Below are 26,062 nucleotides of genomic sequence, written 5' to 3' on the forward strand. Positions count from 1 at the left end.
CATCCCGAGCTTCTTGTTGTACGCCGCGATCTCGCGCTCGCCCTGGTAGACCTGGATCTGCACCGACGGCTGGTTGTCCTCGGCCGTCGTGAAGACCTCCGAGCGCTTGGTCGGGATCGTGGTGTTGCGCTCGATGAGCTTCGTCATGATGCCGCCCTTGGTCTCGATACCGAGGGACAGCGGCGTCACGTCGAGGAGCAGGACGTCCTTGACCTCACCCTTGAGGACACCGGCCTGGAGCGAGGCGCCGATCGCGACGACCTCGTCCGGGTTCACACCCTTGTTGGCCTCCTTGCCGCCGGTCAGCTCCTTCACCAGCTCCGTCACCGCCGGCATACGGGTCGAACCGCCGACCAGGATCACATGGTCGATGTCCGAGACCTTGATCCCGGCGTCCTTGACGGCGTTGTGGAACGGGGTCTTGCAGCGCTCCAGCAGATCCGCCGTCAGCTGCTCGAACTGGGCACGGGTGAGCTTCTCGTCCAGGTGCAGCGGCCCCTCGGCGGACGCCGTGATGTACGGCAGGTTGATCGTCGTCTCGGTCGACGACGACAGCTCGATCTTGGCCCGCTCGGCCGCCTCGCGCAGACGCTGCAACGCCATCTTGTCCTTGGACAGGTCGACGCCGTAGCCGTTCTTGAACTGCTTCACCAGGTGGTCGACGATCCGCTCGTCCCAGTCGTCACCGCCCAGGTGCGTGTCCCCGTTGGTCGCCTTCACCTCCACCAGACCCTCACCTATCTCCAGCAGCGACACGTCGAACGTGCCGCCCCCGAGGTCGAAGACGAGGATCGTCTGGTCGTTGCCCTTGTCCAGGCCGTAGGCGAGAGCGGCGGACGTCGGTTCGTTGATGATCCGCAGGACGTTCAGACCCGCGATCTGCCCCGCCTCCTTCGTGGAGGTGCGCTGCGCGTCGTTGAAGTACGCCGGGACGGTGATCACAGCGTCCGTGACGTCCTCGCCGAGATACGCCTCGGCGTCCCTCTTCAGCTTCTGCAGCACGCGGGCCGAGATCTCCTGGGCGGTGTACCGCTTGCCGTCGATGTCCCCGGACGCCGGGAAGTGCCAGCCGCCCTCGCCCATGTGCCGCTTGACGGACCGGGCGGTGCGCTCCACGTTCGTCACGGCCTGCCGCTTGGCGAGCTCCCCGACGAGCACCTCGCCGTTCTTGGCGAACGCCACGACCGACGGCGTGGTCCTCGCGCCCTCGGTGTTCGTGACGACCGTCGGCTCGCCGCCTTCCAGGACACAGACCACGGAATTCGTCGTTCCCAAATCGATGCCCACTGCTCGTGTCATCGCAGCCTCCTCGGAGACAGGAACTGCCGGTATGTCCTGCGTAAATCCTGTCTCCGATCAAGTCAAGACGGACGGAGATCCGGCTGCGACGGTCGCTCCGTCGCCCGGGACCGTGCGTTGCGCCCGGGAGCACCCCGGCGCGGGGCGTGGTCTCATCGAAGTGTGGGCGGAACACGCTGACGACACCGGGAGGAAACATGGCCGGACAGCTGAGAGCCCGAGACATCATGACGAGCGGAGTGCACTGCGTGGGGGGCGCACGATTCGCTGCACAACGCGGCGAGGATGATGCGCGATCTGAACGTCGGATGCCTGCCCATCTGCGGTGACAACAACAGGCTCATCGGCCTGGTGACCGACCGCGACATCGTCGTCACATGCTGCGCGGAGGGGATCGACCCGGCGACCGTTCAGGCCGGTTCGCTGGGCGGGACCCTGCACTGGATCGACGCAGAGGCGGAAGCCTCCGAGGTCCTGGAGGTCATGGAGAGCAATCACATCAAGCGCCTGCCGGTGATCGACGTCGCGGGCGGCCACCGCCTGGTCGGGATGATCACCGAGGCCAACGTCGCGAAGAACCTCAGCGACGAACAGATCGCGGAGTTCGCGACCCACGTCTACGCGGCCACGTAGAGAATCGCCCGACAGTCCGTCACGGTGCGGCCGGTCCCTCGGGGCCGGCCCATGGTGTCGATCGCGGAGTGAACGCCGGACAGGCGGTGAAATCGGCATCTGCGTGTCTCCAGCGGCGGCGGAGCATGTCCGCGACGCGCCGGGCCCAGCCTGCCAGGCCGGGCAACGCGCAGTGTGTTTCGGCCGCACGCGCGGCCGTCTCCAGTGTGGAGATCATCTGCCGATGACTGGCGTCCGGGGCGCGGCGGAGCAGCACCGGCAGGCGGCCGAGCCGCTGGAGGGCGTGCGCCAGAGTGGCTGCCGCCATGCCGAAGCCGAACCAGCGGTCGTCGAGCGCCTGAGGGACCGTGGCCCCGAGCGCCGTGCGGTAGGCGTCCTCCACGCCCAGTGCGACGGGGTCGGCCACCGTGATCCACCGCGGGCCGGGCACATGGAGGTTCGACGCGCTGGTGAGGGCGTGCCGGAAGCCGGCGGCCTCGAAGTCGATGAGGCGGCCGCCGGTGTCACCGAGCAGGAAGTTGTTCACACCGGAGCCGCCGTTGGTGAGGGTGAGGAAGGGACCCGGATCGGCCAACTCCTCCAGTGCCGCCGCGAGGTCCGCCTCGGCGGGGCCGGTGACGCCGGCGCCCATCGACGCGGCGAACGCGACGGCTGCGCGGACGGTCCGCTCGGAAGGCGCCTCGCCTTCCGAGCCGCGTTCGACGCCGCCGGCCTCCGGCATGCGCTCGCGGAACCGGGCCGCTTCGCCCGCCGTCGGTGGCATGCAGCCTTCGCAACGCCTCCGCGAAGGCGATCAGGTGTGGGATCGTCGCGTCCCCGGCTCCTCGCTCGCGCAGCACCGTCTCCAGCGAATGGCGCGGCCCCAGGTCCTCCAGCGCGATCAGCGGGCCGGCGGGGTCGAGGGCGAGGGGACGCGGTGCCAGGGACAGACACAGGTCCCGGGCGAGGAAGCACAGGGCCGCGAACTCGGTGCGGATCCGGTCGGGCTCGGTGCGACGTCCCACGGCGTTGTGACGCGCCCACTTCACGATCACCGTCGAGGGCCGGCCGGGCCCCGGGTCGGCCAGGCGTGCGCGCAGAACGGCCCAGGGCACCAGCTGTTCGCAGGACTCCACGACAACGGGCCCCTCGAACGCCCGGGAGAGCAGGCGCGTCACGGCGGCACGGGACCGCCTGGGTGACAGCGCGGACAGCGGCGGCGCCGGCTCGCTGCCCGGGTCCTCGGGGCCCGTGTCCGCCGGGCTCACGCGTCTGCCTCCGGGTGCCGGGCGCACCGCATCAGATTCCTGCGCGGCGACAGGGGTGTTGACGACATGGGCGGGAAGCGGACCGCGCGGACCCGTAGGGCGGGGCAAGGCCGGTGGCCGGGCCCTGTTGCTGTGAAAGTCGGCCGCCGGTGCACCGTTGCGCAGGCCGGGGAAGGAGGCGCCCGGCCTGCGCAACGGCTGTCGGCGCCCGGAGACGCTCATGGCCCTCACATGGTGCCGGGGCTCTGCCCGCGGGCCTCGTCCGCGACCTGCTTCCCGGAATCCCGGGCTTGTTCGCCGACCTGCGCGGCCCGGTCACGTGCCTCTTCCCCGGTCGTGCGCGCCGCCTCCGCTGCCGTCTCCTTGACCTGCTCGCCTGCCTGTTGTGCGGCCTGTGTGGCGTCCTCCTTCAGCCGCTGCGCGGATTCCACGGCGGCCTGCTTGACCGGTTCGATCGCGTCCCCGGCCTGCTCGGACAGCTGGGCGGCGGCCTGCTGCTCCGCCTCTGAGGCCGGCAGCAGCGATGCTGCCAGCAGCCCTGCGCCGAAGGCGATCAGTCCGGCCGCCAGCGGGTTGCCCTGTGTCTGCCTCATGGCCTGCTCGGGGGCCCTCTTCGCCGCGTCGCCCGCCTGTCCGGCCGCGTCGCGCACGGTGTCCGCCGCCTGGCCCGCGCTTTCCTGCACCGACTGGGCGGTCTCCTGCATTCCGCCCTGAGCGCGGCTCGTGGCGTGCGAGGCGGTGCCCATCACGCGGTCGCGTGCTCCGGACAGCGCGCCCCGCAGGCGCCGACTGCGGCGTCGCGCCATCCGGCGCGGGCTGGTGCGGTCGGCCAGTTGGTCGACGTCGTAGGACAGCTGCCGCCGGGTCGATTCGATCCCGGCCCTCATTTGGTCGGGTGACGTGCCCATTGCGCATCCTCCTTCAGTGTCTCCATGGTCCGCTCCGGCTTCGGCGACACCTGCCGCATGCGCGCGCGGCCCTTCACGAACAGCACAGCGCCGACGAGCGCCCACACGCCGGTGACGATCAGTGCCGCCCAGCCGGCGTCCATCACGTTGGCCAGGCCGAACACCGCCGCCAGCGAAGCGAACAACGCCACCATGTAGCCGGCGAACCCGGCTCCTCCGTACATCCCGGCGGCCTTGCCCGCCTTGGTCGCCTCCTCACGGACCTCCGCCTTGGCCAGCTCGACTTCCTGCCGGAACAACTGCTGCACGTCCGAGGTCACGGCCGTGAGAAGTTCGCCCACCGACCGGTCCTGTGCGCCCGGCCGCGCCGAGTGCGGTGAGATCGAGGTCATGGGTCACACTCCCGGAGGGCCCGGCAGTCCGACACGTGGTGCGGCTGCCGGCGGCAGCGGCGTCTCGTCGCGGGCCTGGGCCGCAGGCTGCCGGTCGGCGGACCGGCTCTGCTGGGTCCCCGCCTTCGCGAGGCGGCCCACCACCAGTCCCGCGAGCACCGCTCCGCCGAGGAACGCTCCCGGCCGCCGGCGCGCGAAGGCCTGAAGATCGCCCAACAGTCCTTCCACGCCCTGCTTGTCCAGGTAGTCCGCCGCGCGGTGGCCGCCGTCCGCCGCCTGCGCCGCCAGGCTGCGGGCCGGGGAGTCCCCCGGCGCGTTCTCGGCCAGCCCCGCGAGGTCGTCGGCCCACTGCCGCATCGTTCCGGCGAACCGCTCGGTCTGCCCGCGTGCCTCCTCCCTCAGTCGCCCTTGGAGGTCACGCACCGCCGTACCGGCCTGTTCACGGGCCTGGCCGGCCACATTCCTGGCCTTCTCGGCGGCGACCCCGCCCACCTGGCCGACCGCCTGGCCGGCCTGGCCGGCGGTGGCCGACGCCTGTTCCCTGGCGGCCTGTCCCGTCTGTTGTGCACGCCCGACATCGCTCATGGACCATTCCTCCTTCAGGTCTCGGATCTCCGCGCCGTACCCCGCCCCTCGCGGGCCGTCACCCGGGTCGCAAGCCGGCCGGGCGACGGGACGGCGCCTCCGGATTCCCTGGGGCCGCGGGTACCACCCCGTATGCCCGTGAAACACTGCAGACCGAGACGCGGACCAGGTGGGTCGGCCTCCGTGGGCCTGCCGGGCCGCCGACCGGACCTCGTGCACTCCCCCGGCCGGCCGCGGCCCCCACGGGGCCATCACCTGCGCCGAGGCCGAAGCGGCGGGGACAACAGCCCGACCGGACGACAACAGCCCGACCGGACGACAACAGGCACCGCGAACGCGAGACGGGGCAACGAATGTTCGCAGGCGCCGTCTTCGCCCAGGCCCGGGCCCCGTCGGCGAACTGCCGTGGAATCGGACGTCGTTGGGATCGTGACTTCCTGCTCCGTCGTGCGTTGTGCGAAAGGGGATGTTCAGGAAAGGTGACCGCCGCGCAACATCGGCCGTACCCTGCATCACAACGACCCGAACGCCACACCCCCCAACTGACCAGGAGGGCGTCATGCCGACGACACCCAGCACCGACACCATCGAAACAACAACCGCACTGCTGCAGGCGGAACTTCCCCGCCTCGAAGAGCATCAGGTGGCGCTCCAGAAGGAACTCGCCGTGGTCTCCGAGCGGCTCGAATCCGTGCGCAGCGCCCTGTCGGCGCTCAGCGCGCTGGCTGCCACGACCGTGCCGCGGCCCCGTGCTTCGGAGCAGCAGGCCGAAGCCGCGCCGACCGTGGCCGACGAACCACCGGCCCTCACCGCAACGGAGGAGCCCGCGCCGGAGCCCGCCCAGGAATCCGCACCGCTGACCGAACCGGTCCAGGAGCCCGCTCCGGCTGCCGAGTCCGCCGACGTCAGCCGTGACAGCGACACCACCGACACCACAACACCCGCGGACGGAGCCGAGAGCGCTTCTCCCACGCCGCGCAAGGCCACGAGCCGGGCCAAGAGGAAGGCCGCGCCCAAGGCCGCTGCTCCGCAGGCGGCCACGCGCCGGCCGGCGAAGAAGCGCACCACCGCGAAGGCCACCAAGACCGCAAAGCCCGCAGCGAAGCCCGCGAAGACCACGAAGACCGCACTGGACAAGCAGGCCACGAAGGGCAAGCAGGCCGCATCGCCCCAGGCGGCTGTCACGGTCGCGCAGGACAACGGCGGGCTCACCGAGCAGGTCATCGCCATCCTGTCCGGGAAGGCCGGCACCCCGCTGCGGGCGCGGGACGTCGCGCAGGCTCTCGGCCGTGACGAGAGCGCGGGCGCCATCAACACTGTGCGCAGCACCCTGGACCGCCTCGTCGCCACCTCACGCGCCCACCGCGCCGGCCGCGGCCTCTACCAGGCGCCCACCGGCTGACACCGGCCTGCGCAACGGCCGGGCGGTGGCCCGGCCGTTGCGGGCGGACGCGTATCGCCGGTGTCAGCCGCCGAACGCGGCGGCCGTGCCCTTCCCCGCGTCCGGCATCCCGTCTTTCATCGTGACGGTGGCCGGCATGCTGCTGTTCCGCGGTCTGACGCAGATCGTCCTGGAGGGCCAGTCCCTCGCCCCTTTTCCGTACGGCTTCCAGAACATCGCCAAGGGGATCATCCCCGAGATGGGTCCGTACACGCAGTACCACAACCCGACCCTCGTCCCCGGGCTCGTCGCCATCGCGTTCCTGCTGCGCGAGTGGCGGGACCGCGAGCGGCAGCTCGCCTACGAACTCGACGTGCTGCCGACGGGACTGTGGGCGGCGAAGTGCGTGGCGATGACGGCCGCGGTGGTGGCCTTCACGCTGACGCTCGCGAGTTTCCACGGCGTGCTCGTCGATGCTCATCATGTGCGCGCTGCATCGGCCTCGGCTACGTGATGCGCAACGCGGTCGTCGGCCGGCACGTCTACGCGCTCGGCGGCACCAAGGCGGCCGCGAAGCTGTCGGGCGTCAAGGACAAGCGCGTCACGTTCCTCGTCTTCGTCCACATGGGTGTCCTCGCGGCACTCGCGGGCTGTGTGTACGCCGCGCGCCTGAACGCCGGCACCCCGCAGGCGGGCCTCAACTTCGAACTGGAGGCGATCGCCGCCTCGTTCATCGGCGGCGCCTCGATGAGCGGCGGCGTCGGCACCGTCATGGGCGCGGTCATCGGCGGCCTGGTCCCCGGCGTGCTCAACAACGGCATGTCGCTCGTCGGCATCGGCACGGACCACCAGCAGGTGATCAAGGGACTCGTGCTGCTCGCCGCGGTCGGGTTCGACGTGTGGAACAAGCGCAAGGTCGGCCGCTAGTCACCCCCTCTACCGCATTCAGGAGCTGGGCAGGGAAACGAGCAGACGCACCCTACTGACAGCTGCCGCCGCCGCGGGCCTGGCCACCGCGGCGGTGAGCGCCCCTGGCACCTCGTACGCCTCGCCGGGCCGCGGCCGGGGGAGGGAACTGCTCGGCAGGCTTCCCGACGGCACGAAGGTGTACCGCTGGACGCTCGCCAACGGCGGCGCGGGGGCCGCTTCACTCTGGACGGCACCACACACCGGCTGTCCGTGAACGACGGCACGAACAGCCTGCACGGCGGGGCCCAGGGCTTCGACAAGCGGGGGTGGGACGTGGAGCCGTACCCACGCCTGGGAAAGGTCGGGGGTGCAGGGCCCGAAGCACTACACCTCCGGCCCCGGTGCCCCGCCGGCCGACCCGCGGTGCCGGGATTCGTCAACGCTTCTGACAGGACCGGTTCTCTGACGACTTCTCAGCGACCTGGTCCCCCACCCTGCCGACGCGCGGCACGAGCAGCACACCGACGAGAGGGACGGTGCCCAGCGCCAGCCAGGGGACCGTGCCGCGGAGTTCGAGGAGGGCTCCCGCCGGTGCGCCGCCCGCGAGGACGAGCAGTCCGGAGACGGACGAGAGCGCGCCGGTGAACAGACCGAGGCGGCGCGCGTCGACCAGTTCGGGAACGCATGCCCGGGCCGCGGGCACCACCAGCATCTGCCCGAGCGTGAGCAGGACGACGAAGGAGACGGCCGGCCAGAGCCCCCGCAGGGGCAGGAGGACGCCGGTCACGGCGAAGGCGGCGGCGATCAGGGCCAGGCCGCAGCGGATCATCGCGGTCAGGCCGAGCCGGGCCGACGCCCGGCGCTCCAGGGGCACCTGGCCGAAGACGACCATCGCCGAGGAGAGTGCGAAGAGCCAGCCGAGCGCCTGCTGCGAGCCCGTGGCACGGTCCAGTTCGGCGGGCAGGGCGAGGTACAGCTGGTTGTAGGCGATCAGATAGGTGGAGTAGGCGAGGGCGAGGCACAGGAACCGGCGGTTGTGCACGAGGGGGCGGAGTGCGGGGCGTTCGCGTGTGGCCGCGGCCTCGGCACGGGGCATCAGCCGCCAGTGACCTGCCAGGACCACGGCGAAGACGGCGGCACCGGCCAGGCACGCGCCGCGGAAGCCCTCGCCGAGCAGGAGCGTGCCGACGAGGGGTCCGATCAGGGCTCCCGCCTGCCCGCCGGCCGAGAACGTGGCCAGCACGCGCGTGCGCACGGGGCCGCCCGCCTGCTCCATCCGTACGGCCTCCCCCGCGATCTCGCTCTCCACCGCGGGTGAGAAGAGCGCCGCGGCGAAGCCGACCAGCACCACGGCGGCGGTCACGGACCAGGCGGACTCGGCCGTGCCCAGCCAGACGAATCCCGCCACCCGCAGCGCGCATCCGGCGAGGACGACGGGCCGGGGGCCGTAGCGGTCGGTCAGTGAGCCGCCGACCACGAACATGCCCTGCTGGCTGAAGGTGCGCAGCCCCAGGATCAGCCCGACCAGGGCGCCGCCGAGACCCAGCGTGCCGCCCAGGTGGTCGGCGAGGTAGGGCAGTACGGCGAAGAAGCCCACGTTGAAGGCGAACTGACTGGCGACGAGCAGGCGCGCGAGCGGGGACATCAGGTGAGCTTGCCGTCCCGCATGGTCAGGACACGGTCGCAGAAGTGCCGTACGACCGGCATGTCGTGGCAGATGAACAGGTAGCCGAGGCCCAGCTCCTCCTGGAGGTCGAGCAGGAGGTTGACGATCGCGGCGCGCAGGGAGGGGTCGAGAGCGGAGACGGGCTCGTCGAGCACGAGCAGGTCCGGCTCGCTCGCCAGCGCGCGGGCGATCCCGGCGCGCTGGCACTGGCCGCCGGAGAGCTCGTGCGGAAGCCGGTCGCCGTGGGACGCGTCGAGGCCGACCATGCCGAGGAGCTCCTCGACCCGGCCGGGTCCGGTCGCCCGGGCCCAGCGGCCCTGGACGCGCAGGGGTTCGGCGATCTGGTCGCGGACGCGCCTGCGGGGGCTGAGCGTGCCGTAGGGGTCCTGGAACACGGGCTGGATGCGGGGCCGGGTCCGTCGCAGCTCCTTCTCGCCGAGCGCGGTCAGGTCGGTGCCGGCGAACCGGACCCGGCCGCCGTCCGGACGGCGCAGTTGGAGGACGGCGGCGGCGGTCGACGACTTGCCGCAGCCGGAGGGGCCGATCAGCCCGACGGTCTCGCCCGCGTCGACCGAGAACGACACGCCGTCGACGGCGGTCGTCGCTCCGTACCGGACGACCAGGTCGCTGACGTCCAGCAGGGGCGGCCGGGTGCTCATACGGACTCCAGGACGTCGAGATGGCAGGCGACCTCGCGCCCTTCCAGAGACCGCGGCGCGGGGAGTTCGGTGCGGCAGCGGGCCGTTGTGTGCGCGCAGCGCGGCGCGAAGGCGCAGCCGGGCGGGATGCCACCCGGCGCCGGCGGGCGGCCGGGCAGGGCGGGCAGCCGGGACTTGCGCGGAGTGTCGCCCGCCGGGACGGAGGCGAGGAGCGCGGCGGTGTACGGGGACCGCGGCCGGGCCAGGATCCTGTCGGTGGGGCCGTACTCGACGAGCCGCCCCGCGTACATGACGGCCGTCCGGTCGGCGTGCTCGCGCACGGCGTCGAGGTCATGGGTGACCAGGACGAGCGAGGCGCCCGTCGCGTCGCGCCGCTCGGCCAGCACCGTCAGGACCTGGGCGCGCATCCCGGGGTCGAGCGCGGTGGTCGGCTCGTCGGCGACGATCAGGTCCGGCTCGTTGACCGTGGCCATGGCGATGACGGCGCGCTGCCGCATCCCGCCGGAGAACTCGTGCGGGAACGCGTCCAGGCGGTCGCCCCGGATGCCGACCTGCTCCAGGGCCAACTCGGCCCTGGCGCGCGCCTCACGCTTCGGCACTGCCTGCACGGAGCGTACGGCCAGGGCGAGTTGGGTGCCGACGCGGTGCACGGGAGACAGGGCCGACAGGGCGTCCTGCGGCACGAACGCGACGCTCCGGCCCCAGTCGGCAGGGGTGACGGGCTCGCCCCGGAGCAGCACGCTGCCGGTGACGGACGCGTCGTGGGGAGCCATGTTGAGCAGGGTCCGCGCGGTCAGCGACTTGCCGGCCCCGGACTCGCCGACGAGGGCGAGGACTTCACCGGGCCGTACGGCGAAGGAGACACCGCGGACGGCTTCGGCGCCGCCGAAGGCGACGCGCAGATCGCGTACCGAGAGGAGGGGGTCAGACGGCAACGGAAGTCGTCCTCTTTCGCAGGTCCGGCCGTACGGCGTGCCGGGGTCCGGTGTACGCGGACAGGGTGACGGCGAGCGCGGCGAGGAGGGCCAGGGCGACGGCCGGGGCCAGTGCCGCGACCGGAGCGCGCTCCACGTAGTCGGCGGACTCGTCGAGGAGCAGCCCCCACTCGGGGGACGGCGGCTGGGCGCCGAGCCCGAGGAAGCCGAGCGACGCCAGGGCGAGCGCGATGCCGGGCAGGCGCAGCACGGCGTGCCGGGCGACCGGGGCGGCCACCGAGGGCAGGACGTGCCGGGTCAGGATCCAGGCGGGGCTCGCGCCGATCGCCTTCTGGGCGTGGAGGAACTGCGAGGCGCGCACCTCCTGGACCAGTGCCGCCGCGTGGGCCGTCAGCGCCGGCCAGGACACGAGGGCGACGGCGAGTGCAGCCCCGTCGGCGCAGGGGCCGACGACGGCGGCGGCCAGCACACCGACGATGACGGGAGGCAGGGCGTTGGCGATGTCGGCCGCTCCGGTGGCGAGGTGCGGCAGGAAGCCGAGGGCGAGAGCGGTGACGAGGCCGAGGAGACAGACGGCGGCCGCCATGCCGACCGTGGCCGCCGCGCCGTGCCCGAGCCGGGCCAGGACGTCACGGCCGAGCGCGTCCGCGCCGAGCGGGTGTGCCCCGGACGGCGCGGCGAGCCGCGCGGCCGTGTCGACGGCGTACGGATCGCGCAGCAGGCCCCAGCCGGTCACGCCGACCAGTACGGCGCCGAGGACCACAGGGATTGGTGCGGGCACCCGCACGGGGCGCGGCGCCGGCAGGCTCAGACCTGCTTCCCGGAGAGCCGGGCCGAGCAGCCTCCGGCGCAGCGCGGCCGCGCCGGCACCCGCGAGCAGCCCGAGGATCAGCAGGGAGAGCAGCGAGCCCTGGAGCAGGGGCACGTCCTGGGACTTGACGGCGCCGAGCGTGGTGCGGCCGAGGCCGGGTATCGCGAAGACGGTCTCCACCGCGACCGCCCCGCCGGTCAGACCGACCGCGACCATCCCGAACTGCCCCGCCAGCGGCGGAAGGACGCGCCGCAGGGCGGCCGCGGCGACCCGGGCGCGGCCGACGCCCGCGCCGCGCCACAGGTGGGCCCAGCGCTCGTCGAGGATGCCGGGCAGTGCTTCGGCGACCAGGCGGCCGAGCAGCCCGCCCGCGGGAAGGCCGAGGGCGAGCGCGGGGAGGACGAGGTGCGCCGGACCGGCCCACCCGGAGGTCGGCAGCCAGCCGAGGCCCACACCCACGACGATCAACAGCACGGTGGACAGCAGGAATTCGGGCACGGCCGTGAGCACGGCGGCGCATGCGCCGGACGTCCCCCGCCCCCGTGTCAGGACCGGTGCGACGAGGGCGGCGGCCACCAGGAGCGCGACCGCCAGGGCCGCGCCCATCAGCGTCAGGGACACCTGGAGGCCGGCGACCACCGAGGGCAGCACCTCGGCACCCGAGACCCAGGAGACGCCCAGGTCGCCCCGGAGCAGCCCGGCCGCCCACTGGCCGAGCAGGCCCAGCGGCCCCGCGTCGAGGCCGAGGTCGGCGCGGATGGCGGCCAGCGCCTCGGGGGTCGGCTCCTGCTCGGCGGACCTCGCACGCAGCAAACTCAGCGCCGGGTCCTTGCCGGAGAGCCAGGGCAGCAGTCCGACGACGACGAGCACGCCGGCCAGGCAAAGCGCCCGGGAGAGTTGGGCCCTCACCTGACGTACGTGTCGGTCGTGACGAGCTCGCGCTCGCGGGGGTCGTGCGCGGCGCCGGTCACCCCGGCCGCGTCGCCCTGGACGACCCGTTCGTGCAGCATCGGTACGGCCGCGTCGGTGGCGAGCACGGCCGCCTCGGCGCCCATGATCGCCTTGCGGCGGGCGTCGCCGACGGCGGTCCCGGACGCCTCGGTCAGGGCCTTGTCGACGGCCGGGTCGGCGAGCTGCGGGATGTTGAAGGAACCCTCGCTCGCGAAGTCGCTGTAGAGGTACGCCGCCGCGTCGCCGGAGTCGAGGACGGTGGCCCGGGACAGGACGAACGCGTCGAACTCGCCCGCGAGCGCGTCCGCTTCGATGTTGGCGTACTCGCGCACGTCGAGCCTGACCTTGAAACCGGCGGCCTGGAGCTGCTGTTGCAGGATCTGGGCGACCTCGGGCAGTTCGGCGCGGTCCGTGAAGGTGCCGATCGTGATCTCGGTGCCGTCCGGCTCGCCCGCCGCGCCGTGCCGGACGTCCTGGCGCAGCTTCGCGGCCCAGGGCAGGGCCGGCCCCAGCAGGCCCTTCGCGACGTCGGCCCTGCCCTCGTAGACACTGCGCACGATCTCCTCGGCGTCGATCGCCTCGCGCGCCGCCGCCCGGAGTCCGGGGTCCTCGAAGGGGCCCGAACGGGTGTTGAGGTAGAGGGTGTTGGTGCGCGGCATCGGCACTTCGGTGATCAGTTTCTCGTCGAGCAGGCGGGCCTGGGAGACCGGTACCGCCTCGACGATGTCGGCCTCGCCGCTGCGCAGGGCCGCAGCGCGCGCCGTGCCGTCGGGGACGAACGTCACGTCGATGCCGGCGGCTTTCGCCTTGCCGCCCCAGTAGCCGTCGTAGCGGTCGAGCGTCGCCGACGCGGAGCCGTTCACCTTCACGAGTTCGAACGGGCCGGTGCCGGCGCCCACGGGATCGACTGTCCTGCCCCGGTACGCCTTGGCGGCCAGGACCGACAGCTGCGGCGAGCTGAGCCGCTGAGGGAGGAGCGGGTCGGCCGCGGCGGTGGTGACGGCGACGGTACGGGGGCCGAGCGCCTTCACGGAGAGGTCGACGCCGTCGAGGATGCGCGGTTTGGGCGAGGCGCTCGCGGCGGCCCGCAGCGACGTGACGACGGAGTGGGCGGTCAGGCCGGTCCCGTCGTGGAAGGTCACCCCCTCGCGCACGGTGAACGTCCAGGTCTTCCCGGACTGTTTCCAGCCGGTCGCCAGCCCGGGCTCGGCGTTGCCGTCACGGTCCAGCTCGACGAGCGTCTCGGCGGTGGACCAGCGCGACAGCTTGAAGGCGTCGTCGGACAGCGGCGAGAGCCCGGAGCGCGGCGGTTGCATCATCGCGACCCGCACGCGGCCGGGCCCGCCGTCGCCGGGGCCGGCGCCCGGGGATCCGGTGCCGGCGAAGCAGCCGGTGAGCAGGACCGAGCAGGCTCCCAGGGCGGTCGGGAGCACAAGTCCCCGGCGGCGTATACGTGAACGTTCGAACGAAGGCAAGGAAAACCCCTGGGAGGCGCGTTGCGGAGGGAGTGCCCGACCCTAGCACGATGATAATCGTTTTCGTTAACGGGCTCAGGTCCTTGCCCAGCGCCGCGGTGCCCCGCCCCCCGAGGGCGGGACACCGCTGTGCGCAGGCCCGTCAGGCGCCCACGACGTTGTCCTTCACGCGCAGCCGCTCGCCCAGGAACCCGCCGAGCGCCGTGACCAGCGAGATGCCCACCAGCAGCAGGGCCACCGGCCACGAGGCGCCGCCGCTGGTCTTCAGCAGGGCCGTCGCGAGGAACGGCAGGAAGCCGATCAGCGCGCCCGCCAAGTTGTACGCCAGAGCCACACCGCTGTAGCGCAGGTGCGCGGGGAACAGCTCGGTGAGCAGCTCGCCCGAGACGGCGTACGCGACGGACAGCACGGCGATCCCGGCAGCCACGGCCAGCACGATCGCCGCGGGGTTCCGCGTGTCGATCAGCCAGAAGACGGGGAAGGCGCAGACCGCGCTGATCAGACCGCCCCACAGGGTGAGCCGGCCGGGACCGACGCGTTCGGCGAGCCGGCCCATGACGAGGATCACCGCGATCTCGACGACGGCCGCGATCAGGGTCGCGTTCACCATGAGGCCGCGCGACATGCCGAGCGTCGTGGTGCCGTAGCTGATCACGAAGGTGGTCAGGACGTAGAAGCCGCCGACGCCCAGCATCGCGGATGCCATCGCCACGAGCAGGCGTCCCCACGCGGTGCGGAAGACCTCGAGGGCCGGGATCTTCGCCCGCTCGTCCTGCTTGAGCAGTTCATCGAAGAGGGGCGACTCCTCGACCTTGCGACGGATGTAGACGGCGATGACCAGCAGCGGGAAGGCCGGCAGGAACGGCAGGCGCCAGCCCCAGGAGTCGAACTGCTCGTCGGGCAGGAGCAGGACGAGGGCGAAGGCGCCGGAGGGGAGCAGGGTGCCGACCGGGGAGCCGACCTGCGGCAGGGCGGCGTAACGGCCTCGCTTGCCGGGCGGTGCGTGTTCCGCCGCCATCGTGTCGACGATGCTGTCCAGCTCGGCGACCTCCTCCTCGGTGGCGCGTTCGGCGGCGAGGCGCGCGGCGCTGTCGGGGTGCCAGGCATGTCCATGAGCCAATGACGTCAGCTACTGCGCCACCCGCCGCAGGATCGACGGCGGCCGGGCCGGGCGCATCGTGAACATCGGCTCACGCGGCGCGTTCCGCGGCGAGCCCGACCATCCGGCGTACGGCGCCACCAAGGCGGCGCTGCACGCGTTCGGTCAGTCGCCGGCCGTCTCGCTCGCGCCGCACGGCATCGCGGTCGCCTCGGTGGCGCCCGGTCTCGTCGCCACCGAGCGGGTCGCCGACAGGCTCAGCGGCGCGGAGGGCGAGCAGATCCGGTCGCAGAGTCCCTTCGGCCGCGTCGCGGCCCCGGAGGAGATCGCCTCCGCCGTGCTCCATCTCGCCTCGCCCGAAGCCACGTGGTGCTCGGGCACGGTCCTGGACGTCAACGGAGCCTCGTATCTGCGCACCTGAGCGGCCGACGCGAGGGGGCCGGCGTCCCTGCGGACGCCGGCCCTCTTTCGGCCCCGGTGTGCGGGCCGGCCCGCAGCGAAAAGAGTTGCACGTCCTTCGCTCGGCGTTTTCCTTTTCTCCACAAACCCGAACGGGCCGTGAAGCCATCGGGAATTAGGTCAGAGGCGGCGGACTCGCGAGGAGATACCGTGACCGACCAGCAGATAGATCACTGCGGGCAGTCCGTAATTGAGGAGAACGCGGAGACCGTCCGTGTCCATCGTGAAAATGTCCTGTGACCACCACGCCAGCCAGTCGGCCATCCCCTCGACGAACTCGACGAAGATGTTCGAACGGTTGGCCTCGAGCAGGTAGAGCAGGATCCACAGTCCCAGGACCACCGCGGCGACGTCGGCGATCGTGTGGATGACCAGGGCGGCCCGGCGTGCGGCGGACCCGTCCCCGTCACGGGAGCGGCGTGGTTCGCCGCCCTGGTTCAAGTCGTACTGCCGCTGGTCCGGCAGGGGTTCGGTGTTACTCACTGGAGTCCCAATCTGACGCGTACACCGCCTCGACGGCACGGAAGTGCGGTCACTGCGCAAAGGGAATTCCCGCAGCGGGAGAAATCCCGGCCGTGACCGCATACAGGGCGCTCGTCGCGCCCCTGCCCGAAACTGCGCCGCACGCGGACGAAGCGTTACACGAAGGCCGGACAGGCCCGATATCGACGACTACGAGAATTCCCGTCGCCCAAGACCGATCGGCCCGCAACGCCGCCCGGCCGCGCGACGGCTCCGCTTCGGGCCCCACGCGGGCGGGCTCCCCCGAAATGCGCCCCTCGGGTCCGGCGTGAGCGTCCCACGGGCGGGACTCCGTCAGCCGCCCACAGGATCACGCGCCGGTCCGCACCCTCACGCGTTCGTGCCCAGATCGACCGTGATCCCCGCACCCGAGATGCCGCGGCCGCCCGGCCCCGCGAGGTGGGCCACCGTCGCGGCCACCTCGTCCGGTTCGAGGAAGCGGCCGAGGGCCGTGAGGTCCCGCTGCGCCTGGGCGCCCGCGCCGTCGGCCGGGTTCATGTCCGTGTCGGTCGAGCCCGGGTGGACGACGTTCACCGTGATACCGCGCGGGCCGAGGTCGCGGGCGAGCCCCCTGGTCAGGCCGTCCAGCGCCGCCTTGCTCATGCTGTAGAGCGCGACACCGGCGAACGGCACCCGCGCGGCGAGGTTGCTGCCGGTGCTGATGATCCGCCCGCCGCGCGGGAGATGTCGTACCGCGGCCTGTGCGGCGAGGAACGCCGCGCGCACGTGCACGGCCAGCGTGTGGTCGACCTCCTCGAGGGTGACGTCCTCGATCGGTCCGCTCGGAAACACGCCCGCGTTGTTGACCAGGATGTCCAGCCGCCCGAACTCGGCGGCAGCACGCTCCACGGCCTCCGTGACCTGGTCGGCGAGCGCCACGTCGGCCCGCATCGCCAGCGCCCGCCGCCCCATGCCCCGGACTTCGGCCACGACCTCGGCGGCTCGCTCCTCCCCCCTCTCGCTGACATAGGTGAAGGCCACGTCGGCGCCGTCACGCGCCAGCCTGCGGACGATCGCCGCGCCGATCCCCCTGCTCCCGCCCGTGACCAGTGCCGCCTTGCCCGCCAACTCACCCATGACGTCCCCACCATCGTTCGCCCGTTGATTATGTATCGATCGACACAGAAACCCTCACACGCACGCGGGCCGCAGGTCAAGCGGTATATTGAACGCTCGGCACAGAAAGGCGGCCCAGCATGGCGGGACCCGGCCGGCCCCGGAGCTTCGACCGCACGAAGGCCCTCGCGCAGGCGATGCGGGTGTTCTGGGAGCGCGGTTACGAGGCGGCGTCCATGAGCGACCTGACCGCGGCGATGGGCATTGCGTCGCCCAGCCTCTACGCGGCGTTCGGGTCGAAGGAGCAGCTCTTCCTCGAGGCAGTGGCCCTCTACGACGCGACCGACGGGAGCGCGGCGGCGCGGGCCCTCGACGAGGCGCCGACCGCCCGCGAGGCCGTGGCCGCCCTGCTGAGGGCGAACGCGCGAGCCCGCACCGCGGACGGTGGTCCCCCCGGCTGCATGATCGTCCTCTCGGCGACCAACTGCTCGGAGGCCAACTCCCCGGTGCGCGAACACCTCGCGGCACGGCGGCGCGACGGCATGGACAAGCTCGTACGCCGCCTGGAACAGGGCGTCCGCGAAGGCGATGTGCATCCGGACGCTGACGCGGAAGCGGTCGCGGCGTACTACACCGCCGTCCTCCAGGGCATGTCCGTACGGGCGCGCGACGGCGCCTCGCAGGCGGAGCTGGACCGTACCGCCGACCTCGCGACGGCGTCGTGGGACGTGGTGACCGGGACCGGCTGACGCCTCAGCAGCCGGCTCCCCCGCCCGGCCGCCGGCTCCTGCGCCCGCATGCCCCGGCACCACCGCGAGGTCACGGCCGGCGGCCGATCTTTGCAGAAGCATCACAAGTAATGCGCAGCGCCTGCCGAGATCGCGGCTAGCGTTGCTGGCCGACCGAACCCATGCGCGACAGCGCACAAGGCGCCGATGTCTCTGGCAGCTCCGGCAGCACAGAAAGTTTGCAGATGGACTACTGCTCGTCATGTCGTCGGCACCTCAACGGAGCTCTGGTGTGCCCGGGTTGCGGCGCGTACGCACCGGACATCGCCCCGCCCCCTCACCGCGGTGACCAGGCGACGACGGCCACGGCGGAGTGGGACCCGTTGCGCGGGGAGCGGTCACCCGCCCCCAAGTCGCCGACCGGCCCCGGTTCCCGGGTCGTCGCCGGCGCACGAGCGGGGACGGCCGTGCCGGACGGCTCCGCGGGCGACGGACCGGTCACGGCCTCCGGGTCCACCGCTTCCGGCGCGCCGGGCCGTGCGGCCCGGCGGCGGCAGCTCGCCCGCTGGAAGAAGAACCGGCGCCGCGCCGTGGCCGGAACGGCCATCGCCCTCGTCGGCGGCGGCCTCACCATCGCGGCGCTGCCCTCCGGGTCCTCCAAGGGCAGGATGAACGCGGTCTCGGCGCCCGAGACCGTCACCCCCAACGCGGCCCGGATGAGCGAGCCCGTCTCGCCGTCCGCGGAGCCGGCCAAGCAGGCGACGCGGAAGCCGGACACCCGTCCCTCCCCGACCACCGTCCCGCGGCAGCGGACCGCGACGATCACCGTGGCCCGCCCCGCGGCCACGCCTCCGCCGCAGCGCCCTGCCACCGAGGCGGCCGCACGGCCGGAGGCGCAGCGCTCCGAGGCCCCGGCCCCGCGGCCCACCGCCGACGACTCCGCCACCCAGAAGCCGAGCACCTCGGGCAACACGGGTGATTCGGGCACATCGGGCGAGGACCGTCCGGAGGCGACGCCGTCGCAAACGGCGACCACGTCACCGAGCGAGGTGTGCCTGCTCGTCCTCTGCCTCGGCTGACGGCAGGACGGGCGTCACTCCGACTCGTGACGCCGGAACCGGCGTCCCCTCGACGATCGCGCAGTCTCTGCGCGGTCGTCGGCGCTTCCCCGCGCGGCACCGTTTCGTCCCGAGCGCAGAGGGCACACGGCCTGCGTCGCACCGGAGGTGAACCATGCCAGGACGCGAAGAGCTCCCTTCGACGCTGGAGCGCTCGTCCAAGGACGCACAGCGCACATGGATCAAGGCCCACGATTCCGCCGTGGAGCAGTACGGCGAAGGCGAGCGGGCCCATCGGGTCGCCTTCAGCGCGCTCAAGCACACGCACGAGAAGGTCGCCGACCACTGGGAGCGGAAGGAACACGGCCGCAAGGGACCGTCGGACCCGCGGGCGCGGACGCCGCGGCAGCGGCCCGCCCGCAGCGGTGAGGGCGTCGACGAGAACGCCACCAAGCAGCACCTGTACGACCTGGCCCAGCGCCTGGACATCGCGGGCCGGTCCCGGATGAGCAGGTCCGAGCTGCTGGAGGCCATTCGCAAGGAGAACCGCTCGAAGACCCGCCAGGCTCGTTCACGGTGAGACGGGTGAGACGGGTGACGGCGCCGTCCCCGGCCGGCCTCGCCGGTCAGCCGATGCCGTGGTCGGCGAGCCGTCCCACCGTCAGTCCGCGGGACCGGCACGCCTCCACCACCAAGGGCAGCGCGGCCAGCGTGACCCGCCACGATCCGGCCGCGCTGTACGCGTCGGTGTCGTGGAGCAGCACCGTCGCGCCCCCGCGCAAAGTGCTCGTGACCTCCGCGAGGACTCTGCCGGGGGTGGCGGATGCGGTCCAGTCGCGCCCCCAGGCCGACCAGAGCACCGGCGTCAGCCCGGCGCGGCGCGCCGCTGCCCAGCGTCCGCCGGTGAGGACACCGTAGGCGGGCCGGTACCAGCGCGGGTACACGCCCGAGACTCCGTGGACGGCGTCCGCGGCCCGGGCCACGTCGTGCGCGTCGCGGACGGGGCGGGGCGCCCAGCCCCGTTCGTGGCACCAGCCGTGCACGGCCAGTTCATGGCCCTCGGCGGCGATGCGGCGCCCCAGCTCGGGATGCCGCGCGAGCCTGCTGCCGAGCACGAAGAACGTGGCGCGCACGGAGAGCCGGTCGAGGGCGCGGAGGAAGTCGGGGGTACTGCCGGGGTCGGGGCCGTCGTCGAAGGTGAGGGCCACCCGGCGGGGGTCCCCACGACCGTCGAGGGTCGCCCCGAGCACCGCCCGGACGGACGGGATCCAGGTGGCCGCCGGTCCGATGTGCCATGCCGTCACCGCCAGCGCCGCCGCGGCGGCCGGGACGGCGGTCCTGCGCCCGCCGGGCGCGGCCGCGTGTGGTGTGGTCACCACGCCGCCTCCTTGTCTTCCTCGCCCGCGAGCAGGGGCGACCTGGCCAGTTGCGCCGTGCCGGCGAGGAGCACGGCCAGTGCGGCCGCCTCGGGCAGGATCCGCAGTCCGAGTTCGACGTGTTCGCCGAACAGCACCGAGCCGAGGACGACGCTGAGCAGGGCGTCGCCCAGGGTCAGCGCGGGCTGCGAGGCGACGAGCGTGCCCGCCCGCAGGGTCACCTGGAGCAGGAGGAAACTGCCGAGTCCGACGGCGAACGCGGTGTACAACTGCCACGCGGCGAACAGGGCGGCGATGCCTTCGTCCAGCCGTCCCGTCGCGTCCTTGATCAGCGCGGCGGTGCAGGCGAAGCCGAGGGCTGTCGCCGTACCGAGGACGGCCGCCCGTGGCGCGGACGGGAGCCGCGGTGACACGGCGACGAGCGCGACGACCGCCGTCGCGACGGCGACGGCCGTCCACAGCCACCGGACTCCCGGTACGGTCGCCCGCTCGCCGGACGGTTCGAGGAGTGCGAGGAAGACGGCGAGGCCCGTGGCCATGGCGAGGAAGGCCCACCAGGTGCGGCCGTCGGGGCGGCGGCGGAACACGATGCCGCCGACGGCCAGGGTGAAGAGCAGTTCCGTGGTCATGACGGGTTGCACGACCGACAGCGGGCCGGTGGCGAGGGCGGCCGCCTGGCACAGCCCCGAGACGGCGAGCAGGGCCGCGCCCCAGATCCAGATCGGCCGCCGGACCAGCCGGACCGCCCACGACCACGGGCGGGCGGGCTCGGAGGACGGGTCCGCCTCCTCGGCGGCCGCGCGCCGCTGGAGTACGGACGCGGCCGCGTTGCCGAGGGCGGCGAGCAGGGCCAGGACGATCGAGACCGCGATCATCGCGCCGCCGGTTCGGCCCGTCCGGCCAGGTAGCGGAAGAAGCCCGGCGCGACACCGTGCAGCCGCGCCGGCACGGCCAGCCACCCGGGCACGAACAGGTCGCTGCGGCCCCGTACGAGTGCCTCCCTGACCGCGTCGGCGACCCGCTCGGCGGGCACCGGACGCGGCCGGGCGCGGTGGTACGGGGCCCCGCGACGGGCGAAGAACGGTGTGTCCACGGCACCGGGCGAGATCACCGACACCCGCACGCGGGTGCCCGCGAGTTCCTGGCGCAGGCTCTCGGCGAAGGCCAGCAGGGCTCCTTTGCCGGCGGCGTAGACGGCCTCGTTGGGCACCCCGACGCATCCGGCCATCGAGCCGATGAGGACCACCCGCCCCGTCCTGCGCGCCACCATCTGCGGCAGCAGCAGCCGCACCATGTGGAGCACCGCGGCGAGATTGACGGTCAGCAGCCGGTCGACGGCCTCGGCGGGCATCGCGGTGAAGGGGCCGTACCAGCCGATGCCCGCCGAGGCGACCAGCGCGTCGACGTGGCCCGCGTGGTCCAGCGCCTGTCGGGCCAGCCGGTCGCGTTCGGCAGGGACCGCCAGGTCGGCGGGCAGCGCGTGGCCGCCGGTGCGGCCCGCGACCGCCGCGAGACGGTCGCGGTCACGGCCGCTGAGCAGCAGCCGCCAGCCGCCCTCGGCCGCGAGGGCGGCCGCGACGGCCTCGCCGATGCCCGAGGACGCCCCGGTGACGAGAACGACCGGCGGCACCCCGCCCGAGCGGGCGACGCGCCGCGACATGCCCTGCCCCGCGCCGTGCCGAGCCCGGCAACTGGTCCTGCGCCTCGTCCCACGCACCGGCAGTCCTCCGGATCTCTCGACGGCCTGGCCCCCTGCCAGCTTCGGCGCTGCGGCGGGCAACCGCCCGTCCACGAACGGTCCTCCCGGCGCCGAGTCACCCGAACGGCTCGATTCGGTGTCCGCCCGCCACGGCATGGAGCCCCTGACGAAGCCCGGACGCTCCCTCGGAGGACCGGAGGATCATGCGGCGGCGATTCCTGCTCCTCAGCGCCGGCATGGGCGCGGGCCACGACGCGGTGTCCGCCGAGCTGGCCCGCAGGCTGCGCGAGCGCGGCGACCACGCCGTCGTGCGGGACGTGCTGAGGCTCCTTCCCCCGGGCGCGGGCGCGGCCGTGCGCTCCTTCTACGAGGCGACCGTCCGGCACATTCCCCGGCTGTACGCGGGGATCTACGCCCTGTTCCTGTCCCCCGCCGAGGGACCGCGGCCCAGCAGCACGCCGCTGGCCGCGGCGGCGGAGCGCAGACTCATGGAGCTGGTGGAGCTGTGGCGGCCGGACGCGGTCGTCTCCACGTTCCACCTGGCCGCCGAGATCACCGGACGGCTGCGCGCCCAGGGGACGCTGTCGGTACCCGCGGCCGTCTTCCTCACGGACTTCGCGGTGCACCGGGGGTGGCTGCACCCCGGCAACGACCTGTACGTGTGTGTCACCGAGGAGGCCGCGGCGGCGGTCCGCGCGGAGACCGGGCGGACCGCGCTGGTGTCGGGACCGGTCGTCGCGCCCCGGTTCCGTACGAGGGCCCGCACGCCCTCTCACTGGGAGTCCGACTTCGCGCGGCTGGCGCCCGGCCGGGCGCCCGTGCTGCTGTCCACGGGCGCGTGGGGTGTGGGCTCGGCGGTCCCGGACACCGCGCGGTCACTCGCGGGCCACGGATGGCTGCCCGTCGTCCTGTGCGGGCGGGATCGTGCCCTGATGCGACGCACGGCCCGGCTGCCGGGCGTGCTGGGGCAGGGATGGGTTCCCGACATGCCCGAGCTCTTCGCGTCGGTGCGGGTCCTGATCGACAATGCGGCCGGGCAGACCGCGGTGCAGGCGCTCGCCTCGGGCGTTCCCGTCATCGGCTACCGGCCCATCCCGGGCCACGGCGCCGAGGGCGTACGGAGCATGGCGGCGGCCGGCCTCTCCGTCCACGCCCGGGATCTGCCGGAACTGCTGCGGGCCGTGGACCGGCTGGCGTCCGCCGGAGCCGCCCGGGACCGGCAGCGCGCCCGCGGCGCGGCGGCGTTCACCGCCGACGCCGCCGCACTGATCAGTGACTTCTGCCTCCCCGGGCCCGCGGGCCACGGCCCTTCGTGACCCGGTCCGCCGAGTGGGGGCGGACCGGGGCCGCCGACGGCGTGCGCGGGCGGTCGGCGGGGCCGTCGTGCACTCCTTGGGTCGTGGTCCTTCTCGTGGTTCCTCAGGTGGTGGGCCGGTGACCGAGCGCCCTGACGATCTCGTCCGCGTTGTGGAAGGTGCCGTCCTCCGGGAGCCGGCGCGCCTCTTCCAGCACCGGTTCGGGCGCGTGGCTCTCCTCCAGGGCGCGCAGCACGGCACGGCGGTCCGCCGGGAACACCGTCCGGTCGAGGTGCCGGGCGAACTCCGACCCATACGAACCGGTCGCCCGGCGCCGGAGCACGCTGTGCGGTGGTCAGGGCCAGGACGGCTCCCTGCGCGGAACGACGACCAGTTCGGAGACCGCGCTGCCGGGCGGCACAGAAAGGGCGTACAGCAGTGTGTCGGCCACGATGTCGGGGCTCTGCAGCATCGAGACGTCCGCGTCCGGGAACCGCTCCAGGATGAACGGCGTCTCCATGCCGCCGGCGATGATGCCCGTGACGCCGATCCCCGGACAGTCCCGCTGCGCCTCCTTGAAGAGGGTGTGTGTGAACGCGCGCAGGCCCGACTTCCCCGCCGAGTACGGTCCGGCCTCGGTCCAGGTGCGGTTCGCCGCCGTCGAGAGGATGTTGACGATGTGTCCGCCGCCGCACGCGATCATGCGGCGATACGTCTCCAGGCACAGGTACATGGGGCCCAGGAGATTGGTGGTGACGACGCGGGTCACCTCGTCCGCCGTCAGGTGCTCGATCGGCTTGGAGACGTCGACGGCGGCGTTGTTGACCAGGATGTCCACCGCCTGCCCTTCGGCGTCCAGATCGCGGAAGACGTCCGCGACCATCGCGGAGTCGCAGACGTCCAGTTCCACGAAACGGGCGTCGTGACCGGCCCGGGTCAGGTCCTCGCACAGCTCCCGTGCGGTCTCCTTCCGTACGTCCGCCACGAGGACCGACGCTCCCGCCCCGGCCAGCCTGCGCGAGACGGCGGCTCCCAGGCCCCGGGCGCCCCCGGTCACCAGTGCCTGCTTGCCCCGAAGATCGACCTGCACTGCGCTGCCCATGTCCCCTGCCTCTCCTTGACTGCACCGTCCCCGGTAACCACCGTGTGCGCCGGGAAACCGGTCCGTCTCTCACTGTGACGCCGCCGGGTGCCCGCGGCACGCCGTACTAGGCCGCCTCACGGGGCCCGCGGGAGTGGCCGCCGTCACCTTCACCGGCCCCGGGCGCACCGGCCCCGCCGTCCCGGCCGGCCCTGTGAGCAAGCACACGAGAAGTACGCGTTCCCAGGCGGCACAAGGGATCGGCGGACCGGCCGCCGTCACCGCGCCGCCCCGCGGCGGCTCTTGTCCGTTCCGGTCTGCCACGATGGTCGACGCCGTCTCCCGGGGTGAACCGCCCCCGGGCGCCACGGCACCCGACAGATCCGGTGGATCAGCCGCGCAGAGCAGCCGGCCGTCCGACGTCCGCCGTATGCCGCACCTGCCTCCCGGTACTTCACTGTGTCTTCTTCCTCCGCCGTCCGCTCCGGCACGTCCGCATCCGCCACCGACCGCTCGCCCTGGCGTTCCCTCAGGTACCGCAGCATGCGCTGGTGGTCCGTCGCGAACTTCGTCTCCAACGCCGGTACATGGATGCAGCTGACCGTGCAGAACCTGCTGGTCCTGCAGATCACGGGCTCCGCTGCGGCGACGGGTCTGTCCATGTCCGTGCAGGCGGCGCCCGGCCTGCTGATGAGCGTCGCGGGCGGCGCCGCCGTCGACCGCTGGCCCCGCAAACTGACCGCGGCCGCCAGCCAGGCGCTGCTCGGTGCCGTGGCGTTCCTGACGGCGTTCCTGGTGGCCTTCGACCAGCTCAACCTCGGCATCCTGATGGCGCTCGCCGCCGTCACCGGTGTGATCGCCACGGTCGACGGGCCGGCGTGTGCGCTGCTGGGCAACGACCTGGTCCGCACCGAGGACGTGCCCTCCGCCATCGGCGTGGGTTCCTTGGTGCACAACGCCGGGCGGCTCGCGGGCGCGGCGCTCGCGGGCGCGACGGTCGGCTTCCTGGGCACCGGCGCCGCCTATGCCGCCAACGGGCTCTCGTTCGTGTTCGTCGCCTGCGTCATCCCTTTCCTGCGTCCCGTGCACAAGACGGTCTCGCGGCCGCGCGCGGAACGCGGAGCAGTTCGCGAGCCGCGGCGCGCGGACGGGGGTGCGGCACCCCAGGACGATATGACGGTGCGTCAGGGCCTGGCGTTCTTCATGCGCCGCCCGCGCCTGGTCGCGCTCGCCGGCATCACCGGCATCAGTGCCATGTTCGGACGCAACTACGGCCTCACCCTGGCGGTCCTCGTCACGGGCCCGCTCGCCGGGGGCGCCGGGGCGTTCGGCACGGTGTCCACCGTTCTCGCGGTGGGCGGCATCGTCGGCGCCGTGCTCGGCGCCCGGCTGCGCAAGCCCTCCGTACGCCTGGTCGGCACGCTGGCCGCCGCGGGCGCCCTGCTCCAGGTGGTGGCGGGCCTGTCGCCGTCGCTGGCCGTGCTGCTGGTCCTCGTCCTGCCCATGGCCGTGGTCGAATCGGTGTCGGACACCGCCGGGACGACCGTCCTCCAGACGGACCCGCCCGCGCATCTGCGCGGCCGTGTCCTCGGCGTCTGGGGCAGCATCCGCACCCTGTGGGGTCTGGCCGGACCGCCGGCGCTCGGCCTGCTCATGGAGCTCGCCGGGGCGCGGGGCGCGCTCGTCACCGGTGGACTGCTCATCGCGGGCGCGATCGGCGCGGGCCGCCTCCTGCACCGTCGCCGTACGGCTCCGACCGTGGTCCTGCGCACGGAGGAGACCGCCGCGGCCGAACAGCGTCCGGCCCTGACCACCGCCGCCTGACCACCACGGCCTGA

Annotated in this window: 24 protein-coding genes and 3 pseudogenes; 9 read left to right on the forward strand and 18 right to left on the reverse strand. The window is 73.2% G+C overall.

Annotation, left to right across the window (positions count from 1 at the left end):
* A partial coding sequence (gene dnaK, locus ACWD0A_RS30175) for a molecular chaperone DnaK (protein ID WP_451303210.1) occupies positions 1–1,299 on the reverse strand: 1,299 nt, incomplete at its 3' end.
* Positions 1,300–1,496: 197 nt separating this feature from the next.
* Here dnaK and ACWD0A_RS30180 point away from each other — a divergent pair.
* A pseudogene (locus ACWD0A_RS30180) lies at positions 1,497–1,932 on the forward strand (CBS domain-containing protein).
* A gap of 19 nt (positions 1,933–1,951) precedes the next feature.
* Here the strand turns inward: ACWD0A_RS30180 and ACWD0A_RS30185 are convergent.
* The 4 genes from ACWD0A_RS30185 to ACWD0A_RS30200 form a co-directional block, all read right to left on the reverse strand.
* The gene (locus ACWD0A_RS30185) at positions 1,952–2,695 is read right to left on the reverse strand and encodes a hypothetical protein (RefSeq protein WP_451303212.1); all 744 of its coding nucleotides are present in this window, start codon (positions 2,693–2,695) and stop codon (positions 1,952–1,954) included.
* 711 nt (positions 2,696–3,406) lie between these two features.
* A complete protein-coding gene (locus tag ACWD0A_RS30190; RefSeq protein WP_451303214.1) occupies positions 3,407–4,087 on the reverse strand; it encodes a DUF3618 domain-containing protein in 681 nt (226 codons plus the stop codon).
* Positions 4,063–4,428, reverse strand: coding sequence for a phage holin family protein (locus ACWD0A_RS30195; protein ID WP_451303216.1), 366 nt, complete (start codon positions 4,426–4,428; stop codon positions 4,063–4,065). The genes ACWD0A_RS30190 and ACWD0A_RS30195 overlap by 25 nt, the downstream gene beginning before the upstream one ends.
* Positions 4,429–4,482: 54 nt before the next feature.
* Positions 4,483–5,064 carry a hypothetical protein gene (locus ACWD0A_RS30200; RefSeq protein WP_451303218.1) on the reverse strand — a complete coding sequence of 194 codons (582 nt, stop codon included), beginning with the start codon at positions 5,062–5,064 and terminating at the stop codon, positions 4,483–4,485.
* A gap of 559 nt (positions 5,065–5,623) precedes the next feature.
* Between ACWD0A_RS30200 and ACWD0A_RS30205 the strand changes: the two genes are divergently transcribed.
* Together ACWD0A_RS30205 and ACWD0A_RS30210 are read left to right on the forward strand one after the other, a co-directional pair.
* The gene (locus ACWD0A_RS30205) at positions 5,624–6,466 is read left to right on the forward strand and encodes a hypothetical protein (protein ID WP_451303220.1); all 843 of its coding nucleotides are present in this window, start codon (positions 5,624–5,626) and stop codon (positions 6,464–6,466) included.
* A gap of 103 nt (positions 6,467–6,569) precedes the next feature.
* Positions 6,570–7,372, forward strand: a pseudogene (locus ACWD0A_RS30210) (ABC transporter permease subunit); the annotation flags it as partial.
* A gap of 418 nt (positions 7,373–7,790) precedes the next feature.
* Here ACWD0A_RS30210 and ACWD0A_RS30215 read toward each other — a convergent pair.
* The 6 genes from ACWD0A_RS30215 to ACWD0A_RS30240 form a co-directional block, all read right to left on the reverse strand.
* Positions 7,791–8,999: an MFS transporter gene (locus tag ACWD0A_RS30215; RefSeq protein WP_451303222.1), complete on the reverse strand. Its 1,209-nt coding sequence runs from the start codon at positions 8,997–8,999 to the stop codon at positions 7,791–7,793.
* The gene (locus ACWD0A_RS30220) at positions 8,999–9,679 is read right to left on the reverse strand and encodes an ATP-binding cassette domain-containing protein (RefSeq protein WP_451303224.1); all 681 of its coding nucleotides are present in this window, start codon (positions 9,677–9,679) and stop codon (positions 8,999–9,001) included. Before ACWD0A_RS30220 ends, ACWD0A_RS30215 begins: the two co-directional genes overlap by 1 nt.
* Complete coding sequence (locus ACWD0A_RS30225) at positions 9,676–10,614, reverse strand: ABC transporter ATP-binding protein (RefSeq protein ID WP_451303226.1); 939 nt, start codon at positions 10,612–10,614, stop codon at positions 9,676–9,678. Before ACWD0A_RS30225 ends, ACWD0A_RS30220 begins: the two co-directional genes overlap by 4 nt.
* Complete coding sequence (locus ACWD0A_RS30230) at positions 10,604–12,295, reverse strand: ABC transporter permease subunit (protein ID WP_451303228.1); 1,692 nt, start codon at positions 12,293–12,295, stop codon at positions 10,604–10,606. Before ACWD0A_RS30230 ends, ACWD0A_RS30225 begins: the two co-directional genes overlap by 11 nt.
* A gap of 35 nt (positions 12,296–12,330) precedes the next feature.
* The gene (locus tag ACWD0A_RS30235; RefSeq protein WP_451303230.1) at positions 12,331–13,809 is read right to left on the reverse strand and encodes an ABC transporter substrate-binding protein; all 1,479 of its coding nucleotides are present in this window, start codon (positions 13,807–13,809) and stop codon (positions 12,331–12,333) included.
* 184 nt (positions 13,810–13,993) lie between these two features.
* The gene (locus tag ACWD0A_RS30240; RefSeq protein ID WP_451303232.1) at positions 13,994–14,971 is read right to left on the reverse strand and encodes an MFS transporter; all 978 of its coding nucleotides are present in this window, start codon (positions 14,969–14,971) and stop codon (positions 13,994–13,996) included.
* A 31-nt stretch (positions 14,972–15,002) separates the two neighbouring features.
* On the opposite strand from ACWD0A_RS30240, the pseudogene ACWD0A_RS30245 reads away from it, so the two are divergent.
* A pseudogene (locus ACWD0A_RS30245) lies at positions 15,003–15,371 on the forward strand (SDR family NAD(P)-dependent oxidoreductase); the annotation flags it as partial.
* Positions 15,372–15,529: 158 nt separating this feature from the next.
* Here the strand turns inward: ACWD0A_RS30245 and ACWD0A_RS30250 are convergent.
* Together ACWD0A_RS30250 and ACWD0A_RS30255 are read right to left on the reverse strand one after the other, a co-directional pair.
* The gene (locus tag ACWD0A_RS30250) at positions 15,530–15,892 is read right to left on the reverse strand and encodes a hypothetical protein (protein WP_451303234.1); all 363 of its coding nucleotides are present in this window, start codon (positions 15,890–15,892) and stop codon (positions 15,530–15,532) included.
* A gap of 369 nt (positions 15,893–16,261) precedes the next feature.
* Positions 16,262–17,008 (reverse strand): SDR family NAD(P)-dependent oxidoreductase, encoded by a 747-nt coding sequence (locus ACWD0A_RS30255; RefSeq protein WP_451303236.1) that lies wholly within the window; start codon positions 17,006–17,008, stop codon positions 16,262–16,264.
* A 119-nt stretch (positions 17,009–17,127) separates the two neighbouring features.
* On the opposite strand from ACWD0A_RS30255, the gene ACWD0A_RS30260 reads away from it, so the two are divergent.
* The 3 genes from ACWD0A_RS30260 (at position 17,128) to ACWD0A_RS30270 (ending at position 19,353) form a co-directional block, all read left to right on the forward strand.
* Positions 17,128–17,736, forward strand: a complete 609-nt coding sequence (locus tag ACWD0A_RS30260) for a TetR/AcrR family transcriptional regulator (RefSeq protein ID WP_451303238.1) — start codon at positions 17,128–17,130, stop codon at positions 17,734–17,736.
* Between the two features lie 224 nt (positions 17,737–17,960).
* Positions 17,961–18,794 (forward strand): SCO2400 family protein, encoded by an 834-nt coding sequence (locus ACWD0A_RS30265; protein ID WP_451303240.1) that lies wholly within the window; start codon positions 17,961–17,963, stop codon positions 18,792–18,794.
* 154 nt (positions 18,795–18,948) lie between these two features.
* Positions 18,949–19,353, forward strand: coding sequence for a ChaB family protein (locus ACWD0A_RS30270; protein WP_451303242.1), 405 nt, complete (start codon positions 18,949–18,951; stop codon positions 19,351–19,353).
* A gap of 46 nt (positions 19,354–19,399) precedes the next feature.
* Here the strand turns inward: ACWD0A_RS30270 and ACWD0A_RS30275 are convergent, their stop codons facing one another.
* The 3 genes from ACWD0A_RS30275 to ACWD0A_RS30285 are packed head-to-tail and all read right to left on the reverse strand — an operon-like array spanning position 19,400 to position 21,809.
* Positions 19,400–20,152 carry a polysaccharide deacetylase family protein gene (locus ACWD0A_RS30275; protein WP_451303244.1) on the reverse strand — a complete coding sequence of 251 codons (753 nt, stop codon included), beginning with the start codon at positions 20,150–20,152 and terminating at the stop codon, positions 19,400–19,402.
* Positions 20,146–21,024, reverse strand: coding sequence for a DMT family transporter (locus tag ACWD0A_RS30280; RefSeq protein WP_451303246.1), 879 nt, complete (start codon positions 21,022–21,024; stop codon positions 20,146–20,148). The genes ACWD0A_RS30275 and ACWD0A_RS30280 overlap by 7 nt, the downstream gene beginning before the upstream one ends.
* Positions 21,021–21,809, reverse strand: a complete 789-nt coding sequence (locus ACWD0A_RS30285; RefSeq protein ID WP_451303248.1) for an SDR family NAD(P)-dependent oxidoreductase — start codon at positions 21,807–21,809, stop codon at positions 21,021–21,023. Before ACWD0A_RS30285 ends, ACWD0A_RS30280 begins: the two co-directional genes overlap by 4 nt.
* 242 nt (positions 21,810–22,051) lie before the next feature.
* Here ACWD0A_RS30285 and ACWD0A_RS30290 point away from each other — a divergent pair, with 242 nt between their 5' ends.
* Positions 22,052–23,164, forward strand: coding sequence for an MGDG synthase family glycosyltransferase (locus ACWD0A_RS30290; protein ID WP_451303250.1), 1,113 nt, complete (start codon positions 22,052–22,054; stop codon positions 23,162–23,164).
* 103 nt (positions 23,165–23,267) lie between these two features.
* Here ACWD0A_RS30290 and ACWD0A_RS30295 read toward each other — a convergent pair whose 3' ends face one another.
* Together ACWD0A_RS30295 and ACWD0A_RS30300 are read right to left on the reverse strand one after the other, a co-directional pair.
* Entirely contained in the window at positions 23,268–23,486 is a 219-nt protein-coding gene (locus ACWD0A_RS30295; protein WP_451303252.1) for a DUF2795 domain-containing protein, read from the reverse strand.
* Positions 23,487–23,498: 12 nt separating this feature from the next.
* Positions 23,499–24,245 (reverse strand): SDR family oxidoreductase, encoded by a 747-nt coding sequence (locus tag ACWD0A_RS30300; RefSeq protein ID WP_451303254.1) that lies wholly within the window; start codon positions 24,243–24,245, stop codon positions 23,499–23,501.
* 522 nt (positions 24,246–24,767) lie between these two features.
* Here ACWD0A_RS30300 and ACWD0A_RS30305 point away from each other — a divergent pair.
* Complete coding sequence (locus ACWD0A_RS30305; protein WP_451303256.1) at positions 24,768–26,048, forward strand: MFS transporter; 1,281 nt, start codon at positions 24,768–24,770, stop codon at positions 26,046–26,048.
* The last annotated feature ends 14 nt before the right edge of the window (positions 26,049–26,062 follow it).

This window comes from Streptomyces sp. NPDC002867 (assembly GCF_053591895.1).

Bases quoted from the DNA above. Each gene is read 5' to 3' on its own strand.
- ACWD0A_RS30185 (WP_451303212.1), bottom strand. From the start codon at position 2,695: ATGCCACCGACGGCGGGCGAAGCGGCCCGGTTCCGCGAGCGCATGCCG.
- ACWD0A_RS30190 (WP_451303214.1), bottom strand. From the start codon at position 4,087: ATGGGCACGTCACCCGACCAAATGAGGGCCGGGATCGAATCGACCCGG.
- ACWD0A_RS30200 (WP_451303218.1), bottom strand. From the start codon at position 5,064: ATGAGCGATGTCGGGCGTGCACAACAGACGGGACAGGCCGCCAGGGAA.
- ACWD0A_RS30205 (WP_451303220.1), top strand. From the start codon at position 5,624: ATGCCGACGACACCCAGCACCGACACCATCGAAACAACAACCGCACTG.
- ACWD0A_RS30215 (WP_451303222.1), bottom strand. From the start codon at position 8,999: ATGTCCCCGCTCGCGCGCCTGCTCGTCGCCAGTCAGTTCGCCTTCAAC.
- ACWD0A_RS30220 (WP_451303224.1), bottom strand. From the start codon at position 9,679: ATGAGCACCCGGCCGCCCCTGCTGGACGTCAGCGACCTGGTCGTCCGG.
- ACWD0A_RS30255 (WP_451303236.1), bottom strand. From the start codon at position 17,008: ATGGGTGAGTTGGCGGGCAAGGCGGCACTGGTCACGGGCGGGAGCAGG.
- ACWD0A_RS30260 (WP_451303238.1), top strand. From the start codon at position 17,128: ATGGCGGGACCCGGCCGGCCCCGGAGCTTCGACCGCACGAAGGCCCTC.
- ACWD0A_RS30265 (WP_451303240.1), top strand. From the start codon at position 17,961: ATGGACTACTGCTCGTCATGTCGTCGGCACCTCAACGGAGCTCTGGTG.
- ACWD0A_RS30270 (WP_451303242.1), top strand. From the start codon at position 18,949: ATGCCAGGACGCGAAGAGCTCCCTTCGACGCTGGAGCGCTCGTCCAAG.
- ACWD0A_RS30280 (WP_451303246.1), bottom strand. From the start codon at position 21,024: ATGATCGCGGTCTCGATCGTCCTGGCCCTGCTCGCCGCCCTCGGCAAC.
- ACWD0A_RS30285 (WP_451303248.1), bottom strand. From the start codon at position 21,809: ATGTCGCGGCGCGTCGCCCGCTCGGGCGGGGTGCCGCCGGTCGTTCTC.
- ACWD0A_RS30290 (WP_451303250.1), top strand. From the start codon at position 22,052: ATGCGGCGGCGATTCCTGCTCCTCAGCGCCGGCATGGGCGCGGGCCAC.
- ACWD0A_RS30300 (WP_451303254.1), bottom strand. From the start codon at position 24,245: ATGGGCAGCGCAGTGCAGGTCGATCTTCGGGGCAAGCAGGCACTGGTG.
- ACWD0A_RS30305 (WP_451303256.1), top strand. From the start codon at position 24,768: ATGCGCTGGTGGTCCGTCGCGAACTTCGTCTCCAACGCCGGTACATGG.